Consider the following 16,865-nt stretch of genomic DNA (forward strand, 5'->3'; position numbering starts at 1 on the left):
CGAGCAGGCCCGCCCCTTTGGGTTTAAGGCATCAGCACGGCGCGGCGGGCGTCGCCGAGAATGTCGACACCGTTAAGCACGAACTTCTGGGTGCGTACGTCGATGTCGATCACCGGGATACCGTTTTCCAGGCGGTTGTAGGTGCGGCAGGACAGTTCCAGGGTAGTGGTGGGCTTCTCGCCCATTTTCAGCGCAGTCTCGGCCAGGCTTTTCAGCTTGCCGCCGACGGTGTGATAGGTGAAGTAAGTCTTGCCATCCTGATCCTGGCCGGCTTCGCGCACGTTCAGCAGAATGTCGTCGCCCAGGCGCACACCCAGGGCCAGCATGACTTCCGGGCCTGCACCCTGCAGCTCCAACGTGGCGTTGAGCACTTTGGCGCTCTTGGCCATTTCCTCGGCGATGAATCGCCCGCCGGTCATGGGCTCCATATCGAAATCAATCTTCGGCGGCGTGAAGGAGTTGACCGTCGCGGACAACGGCAGGCCTTGAAGGGTGGCCGCAATGGCCTGTCTTACACGGTTGGTAAACATTAGAGAACGTCCTCCAGGAACTGCTCGATGATTTCATCGCGGGCGTTGAGTTGATAAATCATGTGTTCGTTCGGCGCGTAGCGGCCGTAGTCGATGACGATGAACCAGGTGCCGTTCTTGTACTTCTCGACACTGTTGAGTTCCGGGTGCAGGTAAACGCTGCCGCCAGGGATGGTTTCGTCGGCGACCAGGGTCTGCAGCCAGTCGTTGATGCGCTTGACCTCCTGGTCCATGAAGGACTTGGTGAGGTTCTTGGCCATGGCTTTCTGGCCGGCCTTGACCAGCTTGCGGCTGATGGCATCTTCCAGGCCGACGTAGCTGATGAACTTGCCGGTGATGGAACGGTTACCCAGCAGCGAGAAACCGCCGAGGATAGTGCGGGCGTAGTAGCTCACGCCGTAACGGTTGAGCAGGTCGCCTTCGGTGGAGGTATCGAGGATGTTGTACTCGACCACGCGGGAAACGTCTTCGGCGAAGGTCACCTGATTACCAGGGCTTTCCCATTGCTTGACCTTGGCCAATGCGGCAATGGCCAGGGACGATGGCGACAGGAACACGTTTTTCTTCGCGGCCTTGGAGTACACCGACGGCATATTGTGTACCAACAGGCAACGGTCGAACCCGAGGTCGGCACCGCCCAGTTCGCCGCTATAGGTCACTTGGTCGGCGACGGAGGCGTCCTTGCCATCCAGCACCACGCGGGCCTTGATGCGTTTGCCGAAGGCGGCGAACTCACCGGCCACGGCCTTGGTGCCGGTAAAGCCAGGCGCGCCGATGATGGTCAGGTCTTCCGGCACGCTGCTCAGGGCCGCCAGGCCCAGCTTGCGACCGGTGATGGGGTCGTTGCCGCCGATCACATTGTTGACGGTGTCGGCCGGGGTTGCGCCCTCCTCCACGATCACCACATAGACCGGCACCTTCACCACCTTGAGGATCTGGTACACCGCGTGAAACAACGTGCCCGACTCAGTACCGGTAGGGTCCAGCAGCGCCTGAGTGGTAAAGCTGTTGATACGGAATGGGGCGTTTTTCGGGATCGACGCATGAGCGTTCGGCGCGGTGCCGACCAAACCGATAACGTTATCGCCCAGGCCACCCATGGCCTCGGGGGATTCGGTGGCATTCACGGTGATGCCATTATGCTCGAAGTTCAAAACCTCAGCCATGATTAGTCAGCCTTCTTGGGGGTGGAGTTAAGGACGCTGGTCAGTTCCAGGCGGCCGGCGGTGCGCAGGGCGGATGCTTCGACGTCGAGCAGTTCCAACTCCTCGCCGACGGTGGACCAATGGCCACCTCCGGTGGGGAATGGGATGAGGACGGTGTAGGTTTGTCGGTTGTGCATAGGTGGAATTCTCCGGGTGAGAAACGCCAAAGCCCCTACGGAGAGGGGCTTTGGGCGGGCGTAAAAAAACCGCTTTAGCGGTGGGTTCAGATACGTTCGGGCAATGGATAAAGGGCCTTGATTTCGGCCACCTTGTCACGCCAAGCCTTTTCTTTTTCGGGGGTTTCGTCGTATTGCCACTCAAGGAAAAGGGGGTCTGCTTCAGTCTCGTACAATGTACGACGTGCAGAGATGACACCGTCCAATTTCGCGCTGTTTTCAGCTTGCTGACACAGTTCCTCTGCTCGGGTTTCGTCAAGCCCCAGCGCTACCAAGGTTGGGCGATCCGCCGGAACATTAATGAGCGTTTCACCGGAGGCAAGCAGCAGTTTTTTAATAGACCCAACCATGTTTATGCTCCCTTCACCGCGTAGCGCAGATCATTATCCAGTGTGTAAGCCAACCTGCTTTCCGGGTAGGTTTCTCCGAGCTCGGGTGCAGTGATGGCGAAAGGTTTGACCTTCCAGGAAATTTCATACTCAGGCGTCACTGCTTGGCTCAGTTCAACTTCGGCATCTGAACGACTGAACTTCACAGGCTCTTCAAAGCTTTTGGTGACGATATACGTCAGCCCGCCACGCAAGTAGCAGCCAGACTCCTGGGGAGAAGAGACCAATGCACCTACGGTCTGGTTAAGCCAGATTGGCTTCAGCCCGGTAACCGGACGAACGTAAGACAGCATCCCGAATTGGGCACGGCGTACGGTCTCCCGATAAGTCTGAGAGATTCGTTTGATAGTCAGGAAATTTGCGTCCCCGTTCCATGGGATCCCACAGCCTTCTATCTGAAGGTTCAGACCTGCAACATGTGACTCGAAATTGTTATTGAACGGATTGAGGTTGGCGTCCAAAGCGTAGTTTCTCGAGATAATAATCTCCGACATCCCTTTTTCGTTACCGGGCATACGCCACCAGACCGGATAAAAGATATTGGTGGACAACCCCGTAAGATCGATCGTTTGCGTATAAGACGCACGGCCATTGATATCCTTGGCCTGTACACTATTGCGCCATGCCGTGAATTGAGCCGATGCGACCTCAACACGCGCATCGATTTTGCCAATCTGATTAGTCACGGTATCCGTGAGTTTGTTACAAGCATCCACAACTTTCGTAATCGTCGCTTCAATTCCCATCATCAACTCCCTGTCGATTTTCGTCTTTCCAGCACTTTTGCAAGCACTCTTACTTCGCTTCGAGATGCATAACCCTGAACATCAAGTCCACATGTCGCGACATGTTGTCCACCGAAGCCGCCGCTAAAATCGCGATCTCTTCGGCCAGCAACACATTCAGGTTTTCACTGCCCACCACAATCGTCACGCTATCCGCCGGCAACGGCGAAATATCCAGCGTGAACTTTTGCAGCACCCGCGCCGCCGCCGCCTTATACGTCAGCAACTTCCCCGCGACGGAATACACCGCCAGCAACGTCCCGCTGGCGAGGTAGAAACCGAACTCGCCAATTTCATACTCGGCCTCGCCATCGAACAGCGCGGCCATCCTGAGTTGGCGGTCGCCGAGGTCTTCGTAATCGACGATGGCAACCCGCTGACGCTCGTCCCGCAAGGCCACTTCCGTGCCGTCCGGGTTGTAGCGGCCGGTGCCGGCGCCGATGTGGGTGATTTCGCCTTTCAGGCCCTGGTTCTTTGCCTGCAGCACTTCATCCAAACCTTTGGAGGTGAAGCGCACCAGGCGCGTAATGTCATCTGTCATGGCTGCGCCCTGAGGTCGTAGTCGTTAATTGTGTAGTGCTGGGCGACCCCTGCACTGTTAATTCGAGCAACCAGCGCCAATTCCGGCAGTGCGCCGTCCAGATACAACTCACCGTCGCTCAATGGGGCATCGAGTACCTGCGTGAGCGCGAGCTGACCTTCGGTCTCATGAACAACTGTGATCGTCGCCCGATCCCGCTCACTCTGCGCCGCATTGATGCGGCGGATCAGCCGGTTATGGTCACCGCTGGACCAAGTGCGCCCGATGATCGCCTGGACGTCGAAGGTGTAAGGCACACCCAGCGGGCGCTGTTGATACCAGGCGCTGATGTTGGGGGTGAAACCCAGCGACTCCACCGCGTAGCTCAAGGCCTTGGGCGTGCCCGCCTGGCGCTGGATCTGCCAGGACAGGGCCACGGTGAGGCGCTTTTCGGTTTCGCTGGCGTCGGCATCCCACTCACTGACGCCACGGTCGGCCGCCAGGTAGGGCAGGAATTGGGTGGGGGTTTGCAGCGGGTTCATCAACGCCGGAAACGGCGGCATGACCCGGTCGAGCAACTGTCCGAACCCCAGGTCCAAGGCTTTTTCCAACGGCGAACTGTTGGCCGGCAGCAGGCTTGCTTTGGGTTCATCACTCATAGCGTGCGCACCTCCACCTCAACCCCCGTGCAATACGGGGCCTGGAACGCGGTGCTGATAATCGGCTGCAAGGGTTCGAGGATTTGCAGTTGTGCCGCACCCGCACTGTGGATGGCGTAGTCGATCCAGCTCGGGTCCACTCGCCCTTCCAGGCGATGGCAGGAGTCTGCATAGGTTTGCAGCAGTTTCTGGGCGGCGACTTGAGTGAGCCCGGAGTCAGGGCCCGCATTGATCTTGGCCACCACACGAATTTTGTAGGGTTGAATCTGTGCCCCCTGCACGCTGACCAGGTCTGTCTCCGGTCGCACATCGGGCCTTGCGAAATGGCGCCGCACACCGTCAAGCAGATCGGCGGATGGCGTGCCGTCACCTTCCCGCGAAAGCACCGTGACCATCACTTCGCCCGGCGCGGTGCGGCGGGCGTTGCCGTCCTTGACCTGGGCGGCATAGCCGTCCGGGTCGAAGGTGTAGCTGACGGTCACCACGCCCGGTGTCGCACTTTGCACCTTTACCGCAGGGCGTTCACCCAGGGTGAAGACCTCGCGGCGATACTGCATCCGCGAGCCCGCCGCAGGAGCGTGGGGTGCCAGGTAGTAGCGCAGTCGAGCGTCGTCGTCGCTTTCCAGAGTCGGCGGCACCGGCGGGAAAGCCGCGGGGTCGCCCGGGTCGAGCACTTGGCGTTCCAGGCCCATGTCGGCCAGGCGGGCATCCAGGTTACTGCCGGTAGCCCACCACGCCAGCATCTGCTTGATGCGGGCGTTGTATTTGCGTTCGTGAGTCTGCAGGCGCACGCAAAACGCTTCCAGGGCCAGGGTCAGCAGCTCGCTTTCGTTGTCGAGGCTGACCTTGAGTTTGGCCGCGCTTTGCGGCGCTCGGGTGGCGACATAGTCGACGACAAACGCCTTGAATTCGGCCAGCAGCGGTTCGAACTCATCCACCGCAATGATGGCCGGCTCCGCCAGTTGGTTCTGGCCTGGGATCAGCATGCTCATGTCACGACCTCGAAGGTTTGTTGGCGGTTTTTCCAGGTGCCGGCGAACCGCAGCAGCAGGCCGGCGCCCTGGCGGGTGGCGACGATGACCTGGGGTTGAAAGTCGCCAATGCCGTTCTGGGTGTTGTAGAACGCCTGGGCAGCATGGCTTTGGGCGAGGATCAGCAAGTCATCGCCGAGGTTCTGGCCCAGCAGTTGCGGGATCATCGAGCCGTACAGCGGGCGCTTCTGACGAGTGCCCAGGGGGGTGGTCAGCGCTCGGGTGGCGCGCTGCACGAATTGCAGCCAGTCATCGACGGCTGCCCCGGTGTTGCGATCGATGCCGATCATGGGATGTCCTTATCACGGGCTGATGACCCGACCTTGGTGGTCCACCAACGGGCCGCTGAAGTGCGCGCCGCCGGCATCCAGCACCAGGCGGGTACCACCGATTTGCAGGATGATGCCTTGGGCGCTGAGGGTCAGGCCGGCAGCGCCGACCTTGACGTCGACTTGCTCGCGCGAACCGCTGAACGTGGTGGGGCCGTTGACCCAGTTGAAGGTGTGGCTGGCGTCGTCGTAATCGCTTTGGGTGCCGTCTTGATGGCGCCGCCGGGTCAATGTCGCCAGGCTCGAAACCGGCGGGAAGCGATCACTGTTCAAACCGAACAAGGCCACGGACTGCCCGCCACCTTCACCGCCGCCATAGTTGAACAACAGGCATTGTTCGCCCACGGATGGAATGCGGGTCTCGGTCTGCGTACCGGCGCTGGGGTTGAAAAAGCGGATGGCCGGGGTTAGCAATTCACCGTGGCTGACCTTGCAGGTATGACTGGCAGCGTCGACCTCCTGGCACACGCCGATGCGACAGAAGCTTTCGGCGCGACGATAAAGGTCTTCGAGCTGGGCTTCCATTTCCGCCAGGCGCTCGACAATCGGCCCCAGTTGCATGCGTAACAGCGCGTCGAACATGGGCTACTCCGACAGGGGTTTGTATTGAGCGGGGTCGTCAATGTTCGTGACGTCCCAGGTGCAGGCAAACAGCGGCTGGCCTGTGGGATCGTTGAGCAACACAGGCCCGATATAGAGGGTTTGGGTGAAAGAAACCGTCCAGGTGTCATAGTCCATCCCTGCGCCAGCCCGCAGCGTAGGAGCAGCGACGATATTCGTCGGCAGATCACACTGTGGTTGGGGCAGGTTCCAGCGGTTATCCAGCACCAAATCCATGAGCTGGCTGGCCAGGTCGCAGGCGTCAAACGGCAAGGCGCCTGGCGCGACCATGGTCTTGAGCGAAATCGCCAAGGCGTGCGCCTTGCGCCCTTCGCGGGAGCGGATGCCCGGGCCGTTGCCCTCGACCGTGATCATCACGCCGGTTTCGCCCCCTGTGCCCTGGAAGTCCTGATGACTGCCGACCTTCAAATTCGGGAACGCAGCGTGCAGCGCCTCGCCGATGGCCTGGGGCAGTTGAGATGGCTTTTCAATAAGCGTCATTTAAGTAGCGTCCTTGCAGCGGTTACTGCGGGTCCTGGCGGGAACTTTCATTGACCCCGATGCGCTTGGCTGCCCACCGTTCATAAAGGCCGATGGCAACATCGGCACCGGCCATGGCGGTCAAGCACCCAATGGCGCCGGCGGTCCAGATCGACATGCCGGCGGCGTAGCACAGCATCAGCGCCGAAACCCCGCACACCATGCAGGCTCCAGAGCGCAGGGCGAGCCGGCGGATCAGCGACCAACCACGGGCGCCCTCCTTGTCTGCACGCCACATTTCGCCGGATACCCCGCCGATCACTGCCAATACGATGACCAGCCAGATAGGCATTTCCGCTAACGCTTGCTGTTCATTTGTCATGTCACGCCTCCTGGCTGAGCACTAGATAGTCCGTTTTTCATTTACACATGCTTCGATAGGTAGGCATTCCAAAAAGCCCGGTCGCCCGGGCTTTTCAGTAATGATGTCCTCGAACTTTCGGCGCTACTGGCGCGGTACGGTTCTTTCCTCAATGTTTTTCCGACCACGATCCCTGTCTGCCGGATAACTGCTTTTGGTGCTTTACGCTGCACACCCGGGTCAGTTGCCAACCCTCTGAACCGTTATTAGGCCGGTTCATCGCTGCCTGTTTTGTGCTTCCTGTCAAGAAAGCCGGTTGAAACTAAAGAGCGTCGGCATCCTTGCCGGTGTTGCCTGGCATCCCTGCCATCGCTTCGATGGCGTCCTTGCCGATGTTGCGTGCCTTCCTTGTCTTCCCTGGCAGCATCCTTGCCGCCTCCACCAAGCCTTGTTGGCTGGCTTGAGACAAAGAATATGCATGTATGCATATACAGTCAATGCGTAAATGCATTTATTTTTGCGCTGGAAATGCGCATGTGCATTTTCGGCCTTGTGGACAAAGGGTTTGGCGATTTTCTACGGGCGAAAAAAAGCCCGCACAATGGCGGGCTGTGTCTTACGCATGAGGGTTAACGGGCGTACATGCCCCACCAGAACACATGGCCGAGGATGCTGATCTGCTCATCCTGGATATCCTGGAAGCTATAGTCCTCGTCCGGGTGCTCGTCACGGTTGAAACTGCGCAGGCGAATTCCGGAAGGCAGGCGGTAGAGCTGCTTCACGCGCAACTGGCCATTGTGATTGATGGCATACAGGTCGCCATCGACGATATCGCCAATGCCACTCTTGCCCGCATTCACCCCCACCGTGGCGCCGTCGCGCAGCACCGGCAACATGCTGTTGCCACGTACCGTCACACACTTGGCCTGGTCGAACTGCACACCGTTATGTCGCAGGCTGCGCTTGCCGAAACGCAGGCTGGCCTTCTCGCTTTCCTCGATGACGAATCTTCCTGATCCAGCAGCCAATTCAACCTCGCGCAGAAAGGGGATCGACACCTCGTCATCATTAACGGGCGTGTCGTCATCCCACAGGCTTATGTCCTTGAGTTCCGAATGCATCGGGTCGCGCCCTTCATCCCGCTGCGCACCCACTGCCGCGCGCCCGCGCAGGTAATCGGTGCCCACGCGAAAGTACTCGGCGATGCGGGAAATGTGCTTGTCCGACGGGTCAACGATCTTGCCGCTGAGGATCCGGGACAACGTGGATTGAGGCACGCCGGTACGCCGGTGAAGCTCCGTGGGGGAGATCCGGTCGCGGTCCAGCAGCTCTCTTAAGACGATAGAAACGTTGCGTTTTTGCATAGAGTGGATATTGACGGGAGTTTTGAGGGATGGCAAATGCTAATTTGCATATCTTATGCATTTGCCATGCCTTTTGCCTGTCCACTTATGACCTGCGAAGCGCCAACCTCGCGTGTTAACCTTGCGGCCATTGCAAAATCAGCCGGGCCAGTGCCCTATCTTTGCCCCACCACTTTCAACGAATTTGCCAACTAATCTGATGAGTAAAAACACTTCCGATCTGTCCTCCCACACTCCGATGATGCAGCAGTACTGGCGCCTGAAGAACCAGCACCCTGATCAGTTGATGTTCTATCGCATGGGCGACTTCTACGAGATCTTCTATGAAGACGCAAAGAAGGCCGCCAAGCTGCTGGATATCACCCTGACCGCACGCGGGCAGTCGGCGGGGCAGTCGATTCCGATGTGTGGGATTCCTTACCATTCGTTGGAAGGTTACCTGGTCAAATTGGTGAAGCTGGGCGAATCGGTGGTGATCTGTGAGCAGATCGGCGATCCGGCGACCAGCAAAGGCCCAGTCGAGCGCCAAGTGGTGCGGATCATCACGCCGGGAACGGTGAGTGACGAGGCGTTGCTGGATGAACGGCGCGACAACCTGATCGCGGCGGTGCTGGGCGATGAGCGCCTGTTTGGGCTTTCCGTACTGGATATCACCAGCGGCAACTTCAGCGTGCAGGAGATCAAGGGTTGGGAAAACCTGCTGGCGGAGTTGGAGCGCATCAATCCGGTGGAGCTGTTGATCCCGGATGATTGGCCGAAGGACTTGCCCGCAGAAAAACGCCGTGGGACCAAACGTCGTGCGCCGTGGGATTTCGAACGCGATTCGGCGCTGAAAAGTCTGTGCCAGCAGTTCTCGGTGCAAGACCTCAAAGGCTTCGGCTGCGAGACCCTGACCCTGGCGATCGGCGCCGCCGGTTGCTTGCTCAGCTATGCCAAGGAAACCCAGCGCACCGCCCTGCCCCATTTGCGCAGCCTGCGTCATGAGCGCCTGGACGACACCGTGGTGCTGGATGGCGCCAGCCGTCGAAACCTGGAGCTGGATACCAACCTGGCCGGTGGGCGCGACAACACGTTGCAATCGGTCGTGGACCGTTGCCAGACCGCGATGGGCAGCCGTTTGCTGACGCGCTGGTTGAACCGTCCGCTGCGCGACCTCGGCGTGCTGCAAGCCCGTCAGTCCTCCATTACTTGTCTGCTGGATGGCTATCGCTTTGAAAAGCTGCAGCCGCAACTGAAGGAAATCGGCGATATCGAGCGCATCCTGGCGCGGATCGGCCTGCGCAATGCGCGGCCCCGCGACCTCGCGCGCCTGCGCGATGCCCTCGGCGCGTTGCCGCAACTGCAAGTGGCGATGACCGAACTGGACACGCCGCACCTGCAACAACTTGCCGTCACCGCAGGCACTTATCCGGATCTCGCGGCCCTGCTGGAAAAAGCCATTATCGATAATCCGCCGGCGATCATCCGTGACGGCGGCGTGCTCAAAACCGGTTACGACACCGAGCTGGACGAGCTGCAGTCGCTGAGCGAGAACGCCGGGCAGTTCCTGATTGATCTGGAAGCCCGTGAAAAAGCCCGTACGGGCCTGGCCAACCTGAAGGTCGGCTACAACCGCGTGCACGGCTACTTTATCGAGCTGCCGAGCAAGCAGGCCGAGTCGGCCCCGATCGACTATCAGCGGCGCCAGACCCTCAAGGGTGCCGAGCGCTTTATCACGCCGGAGCTCAAAGAGTTTGAAGACAAGGCCCTGTCGGCCAAAAGCCGTGCCCTGGCTCGGGAAAAGATGCTCTATGAAGCCTTGCTCGAAGACCTGATCAGCCGTCTGGCACCGCTGCAAGACACCGCCGCCGCCCTGGCCGAACTGGATGTGTTGAGCAACCTGGCCGAACGCGCACTGAACCTTGACCTGAATTGCCCGCGCTTCGTCAGCGAGCCGTGCATGCGGATCGTCCAGGGACGTCACCCGGTGGTGGAACAAGTGTTGACCACCCCGTTCGTGGCCAATGACCTGTCGCTGGACGACGATACCCGCATGCTGGTGATCACCGGTCCGAACATGGGCGGTAAATCCACCTACATGCGCCAGACCGCATTGATTGTGTTGCTGGCGCACATCGGCAGTTTTGTACCGGCAGCCAGTTGCGAGCTGTCGCTGGTGGACCGCATTTTCACGCGGATCGGTTCCAGCGACGACCTGGCCGGTGGCCGCTCGACCTTTATGGTGGAAATGAGCGAAACCGCCAATATTCTGCACAACGCCACCGAGCGCAGCCTGGTGCTGATGGACGAAGTCGGTCGCGGCACCAGCACTTTCGACGGCCTGTCCCTGGCGTGGGCGGCGGCTGAACGTCTGGCGCACCTGCGTGCCTATACGCTGTTCGCCACCCACTACTTCGAACTGACCGTATTGCCGGAAAGCGAGCCGCTGGTCGCCAACGTGCACCTCAACGCCACTGAGCACAACGAGCGCATCGTGTTCCTGCACCACGTGCTGCCAGGCCCGGCGAGCCAGAGTTACGGCCTGGCTGTGGCCCAGTTGGCTGGCGTGCCCAACGATGTGATCACCCGCGCCCGTGAACACCTCAGCCGCCTTGAAACCACGGCCCTGCCCCACGAAACCGTGGTCGCAAACCCGGCCAAGGCGCCCCGCAAGCCCAGTACGCCGCATCAGAGCGATATGTTCGCCAGCCTGCCTCATCCGGTGCTGGATGAGTTGGCTAAACTTGATGTGGACGACTTGACGCCGCGAAAAGCGCTCGAAATGTTATATGCACTGAAGACTCGGATATAACGCAGACGCTTGCAAGCTGGTAGACTCTCGCGCGGTTTGGGATGCTGCAGGCTCTTAGCCTGGCCTGCAGACTATCGCTCCCGAACCTCGCGAGCCCTGCCACAAAGGGTTTCGCTGCCGCCGCCTGAGGAGAAAATTAGAAATGACCTTCGTCGTCACCGACAACTGCATCAAGTGCAAGTACACCGACTGCGTAGAAGTGTGTCCGGTGGACTGCTTTTACGAAGGCCCGAACTTCCTGGTCATCCACCCGGATGAGTGCATCGACTGCGCCCTGTGTGAACCGGAATGCCCGGCCGTCGCGATTTTCTCCGAGGACGAAGTCCCGGCAGAGATGCAGGAATTCATTCAGCTGAACGTCGAGCTGGCGGAAATCTGGCCGAACATCACCGAACGCAAAGACCCGATGCCGGATGCAGCGGAGTGGGATGGAAAAAAAGGCAAGATTGCAGACCTCGAACGCTGATAGCGTCGTCGCCCCCCAAAAAGGCCCCTTGCGGGCCTTTTTGCGTCTCTGGGTGAACCGTTGCTTTTCTACAGGCAAAAAAAAGGGGCGGTTTGACCCGCCCACATTTTTTCCCTAGTCCCTGTATTCCTTTTCATCATCCTGATGAATCGCATCCTGCGACGTTCCTTCAAACCATCGTTCCTTGATGGCCGTGTCAATCCGTGGACACGGGGCTGATGTTAGAGAGTTCCAAAGGAAGTTCAACGGGATGCGTCCAGCCACCCCGTCAACGACCACCACCAAAACTCGATAAATAATTCTTATATTTCAAACAATTAGAAAAATCTCTCGACGATTCGAGGCGCCCGTGCAGGGCAAAAAAACCAAACACTTACGAAAAAGTAAGCGAATGCTTACACCCGCAATTGCGTAAAAGCGCGAGCGCGCCTCATTGACTATCTTGCAGGCAAGAAAAAGCCCCGACAGTGTCGAGGCTTCTTTCCCTGCAACCTGCTCAGTCTTCGCTGACGGTAATCGTCGGCATTGCTGGCGCGACGGCCTCCTGCAAGACAATCCGTGCGCCCACATGGCGCGCCAGCTCTTGATAGATCATGGCGATCTGGCTGTCCGGCTCAGCCATCACAGTAGGCTTGCCACCATCGGCCTGCTCACGAATCAGCATCGACAGGGGCAACGAGGCCAGCAATTCGACACCGTACTGGGTCGCCAGCTTCTCGCCTCCACCTTCACCAAACAGGTGCTCGGCATGCCCGCAGTTGGAACAGATGTGCACCGCCATGTTTTCCACGACACCGAGTACCGGGATGTTGACCTTGCGGAACATCTCCACACCTTTCTTCGCGTCGAGCAGCGCCAGGTCCTGGGGCGTGGTCACGATCACCGAGCCGGCCACCGGGACCTTCTGCGCCAGGGTCAGTTGGATGTCACCGGTACCCGGCGGCATGTCGATCACCAGGTAATCCAGGTCGCCCCAAGCGGTCTGGGTGACCAATTGCAGCAGCGCACCGGACACCATCGGCCCGCGCCAGACCATCGGCGTGTTGTCATCGGTGAGAAAAGCCATGGACATCACTTCCACGCCCAAGGACTCGATAGGCACAAACCACTTCTGGTCCTTCACTTTGGGGCGCGTACCTTCGGCGATACCGAACATCACGCCCTGGCTCGGGCCGTAGATATCCGCATCGAGAATGCCCACCCGCGCGCCTTCGCGGGCAAGGGCCAGGGCCAGGTTGGCCGCCGTGGTCGATTTACCTACGCCGCCCTTGCCGGAGGCCACCGCCACCACGTTCTTGACGTTGGCCAGCCCCGGAATTTGCGCCTGGGCCTTGTGCGGGGCAATCACGCACTGGATGTCGACCTTGACGGAACCGACGCCGTCGAGGCCCTCGATGGCCATTTGCAACATCTGCGCCCAGCCGCTTTTGAACAGGCCGGCGGCATAGCCCAACTCCAGCTGGACCGACACCTGGTCGCCCTGAACCTCGATGGCCCGCACACAACCGGCACTGACCGGGTCCTGGTTCAAATAGGGGTCGGTGTACTGGCGAAGAACGGCTTCCACCGCTGCGCGATTGACGGCGCTCATGGGCTACTCCCGAAAAAGACTGACTGAAACAGGCGGCTATCCTAACCGTTCCCGTCGCCCAACGGCATGCGTTTCGAACGCCGGGATGATTTTGAAACAACGCCACGGGGTGAAATATATTTCCCGGCGCTTTATAGTGGCCGACCTCCGTTTCATCAAGTAGCCGAGCCCCATGTCCGAGCCACGCAAGATCCTCGTCACCAGCGCCCTGCCCTATGCCAATGGTTCCATCCATCTTGGCCATATGCTTGAGTACATCCAGACCGATATGTGGGTGCGCTTCCAGAAGCATCGCGGCAATCAATGCATTTATGTCTGCGCGGACGACGCCCACGGTTCGGCCATCATGTTGCGCGCCGAAAAAGAAGGGATCACGCCAGAACAACTGATCGCCAATGTGCAGGCTGAACACAGCGCCGACTTTGCCGAGTTCCTGGTGGATTTCGACAACTTCCACTCGACCCACTCCGAAGAAAACCGCGAGCTGTCGAGCCAGATCTACCTGCGGCTCAAGGATGCCGGGCACATCGACCAGCGTTCGGTCACCCAGTATTTCGACCCGGAAAAGAAAATGTTCCTGGCCGACCGCTTCATCAAGGGCACCTGCCCTAAATGCGGCTCCGAAGACCAATACGGCGACAACTGTGAGAAATGCGGTGCCACCTACGCACCCACCGACCTGAAAGATCCGAAGTCGGCCATCTCCGGCGCCACCCCGGTACTGAAGGACTCCCAACACTTCTTCTTCAAGCTCCCGGATTTCCAGCAGATGCTGCAAGCCTGGACCCGCAGCGGCACCCTGCAGGACGCCGTGGCCAACAAACTGTCCGAGTGGCTCGACAGCGGCCTGCAACAGTGGGACATCTCCCGCGATGCGCCGTACTTCGGTTTCGAGATCCCGGGCGAACCTGGCAAGTACTTCTATGTATGGCTGGATGCGCCGATCGGCTACATGGCCAGCTTCAAGAACCTGTGCGACCGCACCCCGGCGCTGGACTTCGACGCGTTCTGGGGCAAGGACTCCACCGCCGAGCTGTATCACTTCATCGGCAAGGACATCGTCAACTTCCACGCACTGTTCTGGCCGGCGATGCTTGAAGGTTCGGGCTACCGCAAGCCGACCGGCATTGCCGTACACGGCTACCTGACGGTCAACGGCCAGAAGATGTCCAAGTCCCGTGGCACCTTCATCAAGGCGCGCACGTACTTGGACCATCTGTCGCCGGAATATCTGCGTTATTACTACGCCTCCAAGCTGGGCCGTGGCGTCGACGACCTGGACCTGAACCTGGAAGACTTCGTACAGAAGGTCAACTCGGACCTGGTCGGCAAGGTGGTCAACATCGCCAGCCGTTGCGCCGGCTTTATCCACAAGGGCAACGCCGACCTGCTGGTCGCCGAAAACGCCGCGCCGGAGCTGACCGAAGCCTTCACGGCCGCTGCGCCAAGCATCGCCGACGCCTATGAAGCCCGCGACTTTGCCCGCGCCATGCGCGAAATCATGGGCCTGGCCGACCGAGCCAACGCCTGGATCGCCGACAAGGCACCGTGGTCGCTGAACAAGCAAGAAGGCAAGCAGGCTGAAGTGCAGGCGATCTGCGCCACGGGCGTCAACCTGTTCCGCCAATTGGTGATCTTCCTCAAGCCGGTACTGCCACTGCTGGCCGCCGACGCCGAAGCGTTCCTGAACGTCGCGCCGTTGACCTGGAATGATCACGCCACCTTGCTCGGCAACCATCAGTTGAATGAGTTCAAGCCACTGATGACCCGCATCGACCCGGCCAAAGTCCAGGCCATGACCGACGCTTCGAAAGAAGACCTGACTGCCAGCCAGACCGACACCGGCGAGTCCGCTACGACCGGCAATGGAGAGCTGGCCAAGGACCCGATTTCTCCGGAAATCGAGTTTGACGCCTTTGCGGCCGTGGACCTGCGTGTTGCACTGATCGTCAAGGCCGAAGCAGTAGAGGGTGCCGACAAGCTGCTGCGCCTGACCTTGGACATTGGTGACGAGCGACGCAATGTCTTCTCCGGGATCAAGAGCGCGTATCCGGACCCGTCCAAACTCGACGGGCGCCTGACCATGATGATCGCCAACCTCAAGCCACGGAAGATGAAGTTCGGCATTTCCGAAGGCATGGTGATGGCGGCAGGCCCTGGCGGCGAAGAAATCTACCTGCTCAGCCCGGACAGCGGCGCAAAGCCGGGCCAACGCATCAAATAACCGGCTGTGTAGTGAGCGGGCTTGCCCCGCGCTGGGTGGCGCAGCCGCCCCAATAAGGACGCCGCAGTAGTTTCAGAAACACCAAGGCGCCTGGATTTGGGGAGGCTTCGCCCCAATAAGGACGCCGCGGTAGTCTCAGAAACACCAAGGCGCCTGGATTTGGGGCGGCTTCGCCACCCAGCGCGGGGCAAGCCCGCTCACTACAAGCCCTGTTTGTTCAACTGGCATGCCAATGGTCACGAACCTGATTCAACGTATCGACGCGCTGCTGCCGCAGACCCAATGCGGCAAATGCGGGCATCCGGGCTGCAAGCCTTATGCTGAGGGTATCGCCCTTGGTGAGGCGATCAACAAGTGCCCTCCCGGTGGGGAGGAAACCATCGCCGGCCTGGCGCAATTGCTGAAAGTGCCGATTCTGGCGCTGGATACCAGCCGAGGAGAAGCCCCGGCCCAAGTCGCCTACATCCGAGAAGCCGAATGCATCGGTTGCACCAAGTGCATCCAGGCCTGCCCGGTGGACGCGATTGTCGGAGCCGCCAAGTTGATGCATACCGTTATCATCGATGAGTGCACAGGTTGCGACCTTTGTGTCGCGCCCTGCCCGGTCGATTGCATTGAGATGCGCCCAGCGACCTCTGTGTTGCCGATTGTGGGTGGCCTGGCAGCTAATGACCACCAGCACCATGAACGCGGCCTCAAGCGCGACCGGGCACGACGGCGCTTCGAGCAGCGTAATGCCCGCCTGCAACGCGAAGAAGCGCGCAAGCTCGACGAACGCCTGGCACGGGCCAAGCGCTCGGCGCCGGTTATGCCCATGCCGACCGATTCAGCCCAGGACGCTGCGGTCAAAAAAGCCAAAATCACGGTCGCAATGAGTCGCGCTCAGTTGCACAAATCCTTGAAAGCTTTTGGTCACCCACCGACCTTTGAGCAACAGTCGCAACTGATCGTGCTGCAACAGCAGTTCGAAGCGGCGGAGCAGGCCCTCGCGGCCCTGGAGGTCCCCAGCCCGACAGCGCTGCCGAGTCAAAAAGACCCAGCGCTCAAGCGCGCAAAAATCCAACTGGCAATGCGTCGCGCCGAACTGAAAAAAGCCCAGGACCTGAACGCTGACCAACAGCAATTGGCAACCTTGAGCGCAGCGCTGGTCAGCGCCGAGCAAGCCTTGCATGACGCTGAGAATGACAGCGAGCAACCCAGGCCCGACTTGCAGCGCGTAGAAAAACGCCCCATCGACGCAGAACTGCGCCAGTTGAAAACCGCCTTGGCCTATGCCCGGGCCGAGGTCAGCAAGTTACAACGCCAACCTGGCTGCAGCGCGACTGAGCTGGACGCCGCACAGCACAAGCTGGACGAGGCACAGC

17 protein-coding genes and 1 pseudogene are annotated in these 16,865 nt (G+C 59.7%); 4 read left to right on the plus strand and 14 right to left on the minus strand.

Going from position 1 to position 16,865, the window contains the following annotated elements; translation table 11 throughout:
- Nucleotides 1-23 precede the first annotated feature (23 nt).
- The 13 genes from ACQRBV_RS03230 to ACQRBV_RS03290 all read right to left on the minus strand — a co-directional run bounded on the left by ACQRBV_RS03230 (nucleotide 24) and on the right by ACQRBV_RS03290 (nucleotide 8,429).
- Nucleotides 24-530: a phage major tail tube protein gene (locus ACQRBV_RS03230; protein ID WP_060753970.1), complete on the minus strand. Its 507-nt coding sequence runs from the start codon at nucleotides 528-530 to the stop codon at nucleotides 24-26.
- Nucleotides 530-1,696, minus strand: coding sequence for a hypothetical protein (locus tag ACQRBV_RS03235; protein ID WP_060753969.1), 1,167 nt, complete (start codon nucleotides 1,694-1,696; stop codon nucleotides 530-532). The genes ACQRBV_RS03230 and ACQRBV_RS03235 overlap by 1 nt, the downstream gene beginning before the upstream one ends.
- Nucleotides 1,697-1,698: 2 nt before the next feature.
- Nucleotides 1,699-1,872, minus strand: a complete 174-nt coding sequence (locus ACQRBV_RS03240) for a hypothetical protein (protein WP_162843515.1) — start codon at nucleotides 1,870-1,872, stop codon at nucleotides 1,699-1,701.
- A gap of 86 nt (nucleotides 1,873-1,958) precedes the next feature.
- Complete coding sequence (locus ACQRBV_RS03245) at nucleotides 1,959-2,261, minus strand: hypothetical protein (RefSeq protein ID WP_104995653.1); 303 nt, start codon at nucleotides 2,259-2,261, stop codon at nucleotides 1,959-1,961.
- Nucleotides 2,262-2,263: 2 nt separating this feature from the next.
- Nucleotides 2,264-3,046 (minus strand): phage tail protein, encoded by a 783-nt coding sequence (locus ACQRBV_RS03250; RefSeq protein ID WP_104995652.1) that lies wholly within the window; start codon nucleotides 3,044-3,046, stop codon nucleotides 2,264-2,266.
- A gap of 49 nt (nucleotides 3,047-3,095) precedes the next feature.
- Nucleotides 3,096-3,626 (minus strand): hypothetical protein, encoded by a 531-nt coding sequence (locus ACQRBV_RS03255; RefSeq protein WP_104995651.1) that lies wholly within the window; start codon nucleotides 3,624-3,626, stop codon nucleotides 3,096-3,098.
- Nucleotides 3,623-4,264, minus strand: coding sequence for a phage tail protein I (locus ACQRBV_RS03260; RefSeq protein ID WP_104995650.1), 642 nt, complete (start codon nucleotides 4,262-4,264; stop codon nucleotides 3,623-3,625). The genes ACQRBV_RS03255 and ACQRBV_RS03260 overlap by 4 nt, the downstream gene beginning before the upstream one ends.
- Complete coding sequence (locus ACQRBV_RS03265; RefSeq protein ID WP_104995649.1) at nucleotides 4,261-5,256, minus strand: baseplate J/gp47 family protein; 996 nt, start codon at nucleotides 5,254-5,256, stop codon at nucleotides 4,261-4,263. Before ACQRBV_RS03265 ends, ACQRBV_RS03260 begins: the two co-directional genes overlap by 4 nt.
- Nucleotides 5,253-5,585, minus strand: coding sequence for a hypothetical protein (locus ACQRBV_RS03270; RefSeq protein ID WP_060753964.1), 333 nt, complete (start codon nucleotides 5,583-5,585; stop codon nucleotides 5,253-5,255). Before ACQRBV_RS03270 ends, ACQRBV_RS03265 begins: the two co-directional genes overlap by 4 nt.
- A 12-nt stretch (nucleotides 5,586-5,597) precedes the next feature.
- Nucleotides 5,598-6,206 carry a phage baseplate assembly protein V gene (locus ACQRBV_RS03275; RefSeq protein ID WP_198762282.1) on the minus strand — a complete coding sequence of 203 codons (609 nt, stop codon included), beginning with the start codon at nucleotides 6,204-6,206 and terminating at the stop codon, nucleotides 5,598-5,600.
- Between the two features lie 3 nt (nucleotides 6,207-6,209).
- The gene (locus ACQRBV_RS03280) at nucleotides 6,210-6,725 is read right to left on the minus strand and encodes a hypothetical protein (protein ID WP_411985781.1); all 516 of its coding nucleotides are present in this window, start codon (nucleotides 6,723-6,725) and stop codon (nucleotides 6,210-6,212) included.
- 22 nt (nucleotides 6,726-6,747) lie between these two features.
- Nucleotides 6,748-7,086 carry a phage holin family protein gene (locus tag ACQRBV_RS03285; RefSeq protein ID WP_090366475.1) on the minus strand — a complete coding sequence of 113 codons (339 nt, stop codon included), beginning with the start codon at nucleotides 7,084-7,086 and terminating at the stop codon, nucleotides 6,748-6,750.
- 608 nt (nucleotides 7,087-7,694) lie between these two features.
- Nucleotides 7,695-8,429, minus strand: a complete 735-nt coding sequence (locus tag ACQRBV_RS03290; RefSeq protein ID WP_081086987.1) for a LexA family transcriptional regulator — start codon at nucleotides 8,427-8,429, stop codon at nucleotides 7,695-7,697.
- 199 nt (nucleotides 8,430-8,628) lie between these two features.
- Between ACQRBV_RS03290 and mutS the strand changes: the two genes are divergently transcribed.
- Together mutS and fdxA are read left to right on the plus strand one after the other, a co-directional pair.
- On the plus strand, nucleotides 8,629-11,220 hold the full coding sequence (mutS, locus tag ACQRBV_RS03295; RefSeq protein ID WP_411985780.1) for a DNA mismatch repair protein MutS: 2,592 nt from the start codon (nucleotides 8,629-8,631) through the stop codon (nucleotides 11,218-11,220).
- 142 nt (nucleotides 11,221-11,362) lie between these two features.
- A complete protein-coding gene (fdxA, locus tag ACQRBV_RS03300) occupies nucleotides 11,363-11,686 on the plus strand; it encodes a ferredoxin FdxA (RefSeq protein ID WP_003208688.1) in 324 nt (107 codons plus the stop codon).
- 496 nt (nucleotides 11,687-12,182) lie between these two features.
- On the opposite strand, the gene apbC is transcribed toward fdxA, so the two are convergent.
- Nucleotides 12,183-13,277, minus strand: coding sequence for an iron-sulfur cluster carrier protein ApbC (gene apbC, locus ACQRBV_RS03305; RefSeq protein ID WP_411985779.1), 1,095 nt, complete (start codon nucleotides 13,275-13,277; stop codon nucleotides 12,183-12,185).
- Nucleotides 13,278-13,449: 172 nt separating this feature from the next.
- Here apbC and metG point away from each other — a divergent pair, with 172 nt between their 5' ends.
- Nucleotides 13,450-15,501 (plus strand): methionine--tRNA ligase, encoded by a 2,052-nt coding sequence (metG, locus tag ACQRBV_RS03310; RefSeq protein WP_411985778.1) that lies wholly within the window; start codon nucleotides 13,450-13,452, stop codon nucleotides 15,499-15,501.
- Between the two features lie 250 nt (nucleotides 15,502-15,751).
- Nucleotides 15,752-16,126 (plus strand): annotated as a pseudogene (rsxB, locus tag ACQRBV_RS03315) (electron transport complex subunit RsxB); the annotation flags it as partial.
- Nucleotides 16,127-16,865 lie beyond the last annotated feature (739 nt).

The organism is Pseudomonas sp. R11F (assembly GCF_050312575.1).
GTDB classification, from domain to species: Bacteria; Pseudomonadota; Gammaproteobacteria; order Pseudomonadales; family Pseudomonadaceae; genus Aquipseudomonas; species Aquipseudomonas palleroniana.

Coding starts and splice junctions, on each gene's coding strand:
- ACQRBV_RS03270 (WP_060753964.1), bottom strand. CDS start 5,585: ATGATCGGCATCGATCGCAACACCGGGGCAGCCGTCGATGACTGGCTG.
- ACQRBV_RS03280 (WP_411985781.1), bottom strand. CDS start 6,725: ATGACGCTTATTGAAAAGCCATCTCAACTGCCCCAGGCCATCGGCGAG.
- ACQRBV_RS03275 (WP_198762282.1), bottom strand. CDS start 6,206: ATGTTCGACGCGCTGTTACGCATGCAACTGGGGCCGATTGTCGAGCGC.
- apbC (WP_411985779.1), bottom strand. CDS start 13,277: ATGAGCGCCGTCAATCGCGCAGCGGTGGAAGCCGTTCTTCGCCAGTAC.
- ACQRBV_RS03245 (WP_104995653.1), bottom strand. CDS start 2,261: ATGGTTGGGTCTATTAAAAAACTGCTGCTTGCCTCCGGTGAAACGCTC.
- ACQRBV_RS03250 (WP_104995652.1), bottom strand. CDS start 3,046: ATGGGAATTGAAGCGACGATTACGAAAGTTGTGGATGCTTGTAACAAA.
- ACQRBV_RS03265 (WP_104995649.1), bottom strand. CDS start 5,256: ATGAGCATGCTGATCCCAGGCCAGAACCAACTGGCGGAGCCGGCCATC.
- ACQRBV_RS03240 (WP_162843515.1), bottom strand. CDS start 1,872: ATGCACAACCGACAAACCTACACCGTCCTCATCCCATTCCCCACCGGA.
- fdxA (WP_003208688.1), top strand. CDS start 11,363: ATGACCTTCGTCGTCACCGACAACTGCATCAAGTGCAAGTACACCGAC.
- mutS (WP_411985780.1), top strand. CDS start 8,629: ATGAGTAAAAACACTTCCGATCTGTCCTCCCACACTCCGATGATGCAG.
- metG (WP_411985778.1), top strand. CDS start 13,450: ATGTCCGAGCCACGCAAGATCCTCGTCACCAGCGCCCTGCCCTATGCC.
- ACQRBV_RS03255 (WP_104995651.1), bottom strand. CDS start 3,626: ATGACAGATGACATTACGCGCCTGGTGCGCTTCACCTCCAAAGGTTTG.
- ACQRBV_RS03290 (WP_081086987.1), bottom strand. CDS start 8,429: ATGCAAAAACGCAACGTTTCTATCGTCTTAAGAGAGCTGCTGGACCGC.
- ACQRBV_RS03285 (WP_090366475.1), bottom strand. CDS start 7,086: ATGACAAATGAACAGCAAGCGTTAGCGGAAATGCCTATCTGGCTGGTC.
- ACQRBV_RS03235 (WP_060753969.1), bottom strand. CDS start 1,696: ATGGCTGAGGTTTTGAACTTCGAGCATAATGGCATCACCGTGAATGCC.
- ACQRBV_RS03230 (WP_060753970.1), bottom strand. CDS start 530: ATGTTTACCAACCGTGTAAGACAGGCCATTGCGGCCACCCTTCAAGGC.
- ACQRBV_RS03260 (WP_104995650.1), bottom strand. CDS start 4,264: ATGAGTGATGAACCCAAAGCAAGCCTGCTGCCGGCCAACAGTTCGCCG.